We start from the raw sequence: 2,724 nt of genomic DNA on the forward strand, positions 1-2,724 counted from the left end.
CGCGGTATGCGGGCCGGGCGGGGGACGGGTTCATCTGCACCTCGGGTAAGGGGATGGAGCTCTACACCGGGAAGTTGTTGCCGGCGGTGGCCGAGGGTGCGGGCAAGGCCGGGCGGGACGCCGGGGCGATCGACAAGATGATCGAGATCAAGATCTCCTACGACACCGATCCGGAGCGGGCGCTGGAGAACACCCGGTTCTGGGCGCCGTTGTCGCTGACGGCGGAGCAGAAGCACAGCATCGACGATCCGGTGCAGATGGAGGCGGCGGCCGATGCGCTGCCGATCGAACAGGTGGCCAAGCGGTGGATCGTGGCGTCGGATCCGGACGAGGCGGTGGAGAAGGTCGCGGCGTATGTCGACGCGGGGCTGAACCATCTGGTGTTCCACGCGCCGGGGCACGATCAGCGGCGCTTCCTCGACCTGTTCGAGCGCGACCTCGCGCCGCGCCTGCGCGCGCTGGCCTGACGCGGCTGCGCCGCCGGTGCGTCCTTTGGGCTGTTCCAGCCGCCCGAAGGACACACCGGCGACGACGTCGCCTGTAGGTCAGGCGGTCCCGCCGCGCAGCGTCTCGGACGGGCTGGCGCCGAACTTGCGCCGGTACGCGGCGGCGAACCGCCCGGTGTGCATGATGCCCCAGCGGAGGGCGACATCGGATACCGTTGCACTGGAATCGCTTCGGGACAGATCGGTGTGCACCCGCTCGAGCCGGACGTCGGCGAGATACTCCATCGGCGTCATGCCGACGCACTCGCGGAAGCCCTGCTGGATGCGGCGGACGCTGACGCCGACGAGCTCGGCCATCTCCGCGGCGGTCCACGGGCGCGCCGGATCCTGCTGGACCGCGTCCATCACCCGTTTGACGATCCGTGGCCGCACCCCGGTCGGGCCGTCACCGTCGTCCGGTGCGGCGGCGAGCACGAGCGCGGTCGTGACGGCGCGGCAAAGTTGTTCGGCCACCTGGACGCTGCGCAGCAGGACGTTGTCCCGCAGCGACTCGTCGGCGACCGCTCGGACGAGGCGCAGCCAGTCGGCCCCCGCTCCCGCCCGCAGATCCAGCTGCGCGGGCAGCTGCCTACCCGGACGGGGGAGCAGGCGGTCCATCTCGCGCTGCATGTAGTCGCGGTCGACCTTGAACCCGATGATCTCGCACGAACTGCTCCACCGGGTGATGACGGTGGGGGTGTCGGGAGGGCAGACCGTCGCCAGCCCGGGAGCCGACACGACCTCGTCGCGGCCGACGGCGGTGACCAGGTGCCCGGTCAGGGGGATGTTGATGCCGTACGCGCCGGGATGCTCGGAACGGATCGACACGTCCACGCCGAAGCCGATCCGCGCCAGCCGCGCGGCGCCGAGCTGGGTCGATTCCAGCGACGTGCGGGCGGCGGGCCCGCGGCTGAGGAGCGTCAGCTGGTGCGGGAAGTACGCCTGGGACACCACGTCGTGCACTTCGTCCCAGTCCGTGAAGCCGCGGCTTTCCGGTGCTCGCATTCGCCCTTCCAACCCTCCCAACTGGTGCCGTGCCGGTATGTGGGCAGCTCCCCACGCTAGCACCGTACTGTGACGACAGTCACGTGCCGCCCGGATGATCCGGTGCGTTCCGAGCCCGCTTCGCAATGCGGATCGCACCTTCGCAATGCGGATCGACGGGGTGTGATCCGGGTCATACGTTGGTTCTCGTTCCGGATCGACCTGCGATCGCACATCGTGCAGAAAGGCGGTCTCCTCATGGACCAGCGAGCACTTCGCAACATCTTCGGTCAGTTCGCCAGCGGGGTCACTGTGGTCACGTGCGCCAACGCCGAGGGCGCTCCGCACGGGGCCACGGTCACGGCCTTCACCGCCATCTCGCTGGAGCCGAGGTTGTGCCAGGTGACGCTGACGCGGACGTCGAAGGCGTGCGGCTACCTCGACGACGCGCCGTTCGCCGTGAACATCCTGGCGGCCGACCAGCTCTCCACCGCACTGCATTTCGCCGGCAGACCGCAGGCCGTCGCGCCGACATGGGACGACACCGGAATCGCACCCGCCCTCCTCGGCAACGCGGCCACCCTGATCTGCCGCCCGTGGGCCGAATACGACGGCGGCGACCACGTCATCTTCGTCGGCGAGATCGTCGACGCCTCCGTCGACGCCGAGAAGGACCCGCTCCTGTTCTTCCGCAGCACCTTCCACGACCTCGGGGACCGGTCCGGCTCGACCGCGTGGAACGGGTGCCTCGACGATCCGCACAGCGGATGGTTCGACGCCACCACCACATTCACCCCACTGCCCTCGCAGCTCGCCCGCACTGCCTCCTGACCCCGCTCCCACCTCTTTCGAAGGGAAGACCATGACCACCACCGAAGCAGCCCCCGCTACCGGCACCGTCGACCGGTCGAAGGTGAACGTCGCCGCGGACCACCCGGCCAATCAGCAGCAGACCTTCGCTTCGCGGCCGATGACCGGCGACGAGTACATCGCGTCGATCGACGACGGTCGCGAAATCTACCTGCACGGCGAGCGCGTCAAGGACTTCACCAACCATCCGGCGTTCCGCAACTCCATCCGCATGACGGCGCGCCTCTACGACGCGCTGCACACCGGCGAGCACGTCGACACCCTCACCTGTCCCACCGACACCGGCAACGGCGGGGTGACCATGCCGTTCTTCCGCACCCCCACCTCCGCCGACGACCTGCTCGCCGAACGCGACGCCATCGCCACCTGGGCGCGGATGACCTAC

General features: G+C 69.3%; 4 protein-coding genes. 3 read left to right on the forward strand and 1 reads right to left on the reverse strand.

Annotated elements, in window-relative coordinates:
- A partial coding sequence (locus tag G6039_RS29990; RefSeq protein ID WP_164528194.1) for an LLM class flavin-dependent oxidoreductase occupies positions 1–467 on the forward strand: 467 nt, incomplete at its 5' end.
- A gap of 78 nt (positions 468–545) precedes the next feature.
- Here the strand turns inward: G6039_RS29990 and G6039_RS29995 are convergent.
- Complete coding sequence (locus tag G6039_RS29995) at positions 546–1,490, reverse strand: AraC family transcriptional regulator (protein ID WP_043802313.1); 945 nt, start codon at positions 1,488–1,490, stop codon at positions 546–548.
- Positions 1,491–1,727: 237 nt separating this feature from the next.
- Here G6039_RS29995 and G6039_RS30000 point away from each other — a divergent pair, with 237 nt between their 5' ends.
- Both G6039_RS30000 and G6039_RS30005 read left to right on the forward strand, forming a co-directional pair.
- Positions 1,728–2,300, forward strand: a complete 573-nt coding sequence (locus tag G6039_RS30000; protein WP_043802378.1) for a flavin reductase family protein — start codon at positions 1,728–1,730, stop codon at positions 2,298–2,300.
- A gap of 31 nt (positions 2,301–2,331) precedes the next feature.
- Positions 2,332–2,724, forward strand: a 393-nt coding sequence (locus G6039_RS30005) for a 4-hydroxyphenylacetate 3-hydroxylase N-terminal domain-containing protein (RefSeq protein WP_277606690.1), incomplete at its 3' end; no start/stop codon positions are given.

This window comes from Rhodococcus aetherivorans (assembly GCF_011058165.1).
Classification (GTDB): domain Bacteria; phylum Actinomycetota; class Actinomycetes; order Mycobacteriales; family Mycobacteriaceae; genus Rhodococcus; species Rhodococcus aetherivorans.

Bases quoted from the DNA above. Each gene is read 5' to 3' on its own strand.
- G6039_RS30000 (WP_043802378.1), top strand. From the start codon at position 1,728: ATGGACCAGCGAGCACTTCGCAACATCTTCGGTCAGTTCGCCAGCGGG.
- G6039_RS29995 (WP_043802313.1), bottom strand. From the start codon at position 1,490: ATGCGAGCACCGGAAAGCCGCGGCTTCACGGACTGGGACGAAGTGCAC.